The following is a 632-nucleotide window of genomic DNA, read 5'->3' as shown; positions in this document are numbered from 1 at the left end:
GAACTCATGCTCAAGCAAAATATTGAACTCGAGAAAATGCGTATTGAGTTAAAACAGAAACAAGCCGAATTGTCTGCTAAATATACACCGGATCATCCGTTGATGGCTGAAATTAATGCACAGGTAAATTCTTTAAATCAAAAAACTCAAGAATTAAACAAGTCTATTAAACAACTTCCAGAAACACAGCGCCTGTACTTACAACTTTATCGTGATGTCAAAGTAAATACTGAGCTTTATACATCACTTCTTAACAGCTACCAACAGCTCAAAATTGCAAATGCTGGGGAAATTGGTAATGTCCGTATCATCGACACAGCTGTTGAACCTGAACGACCAATCAAGCCTAAAAAATTAATCATTTTGATTTTATCATTATTTGTAGGTGGTTTTATTGGTGTATTAATTGCACTTGTTCGCAACATGATGCGTTCAGGGATCAAAGACTCTGCTCAAATTGAAAATGAACTTGATTTACCTGTTTATGCCACTGTACCACGTTCACCTGTGCAAGAAAGCCGTATTAACATTCTGAAAAAGAAAAAGAATATTCCTATTCTGGCTGTTAAAAATAGTGATGATATTGCTATTGAGAGCTTAAGAAGTATGCGTACAGCCATTCATTTCGCGCT

1 protein-coding gene is annotated in these 632 nt (G+C 35.8%); it reads left to right on the top strand.

Annotated elements, in window-relative coordinates; all coding sequences use genetic code 11:
* Nucleotides 1-632, top strand: a 632-nt coding sequence (locus RR876_RS17020) for a GNVR domain-containing protein (protein WP_332637193.1), incomplete at both ends; no start/stop codon positions are given.

Origin of the sequence: Acinetobacter sp. (assembly GCF_036666595.1) — a bacterium.
GTDB lineage: Bacteria > Pseudomonadota > Gammaproteobacteria > Pseudomonadales > Moraxellaceae > Acinetobacter.
Note: the sequence above shows the minus strand (reverse complement) of the source record. Positions and strands in the feature narration are given on the sequence as shown.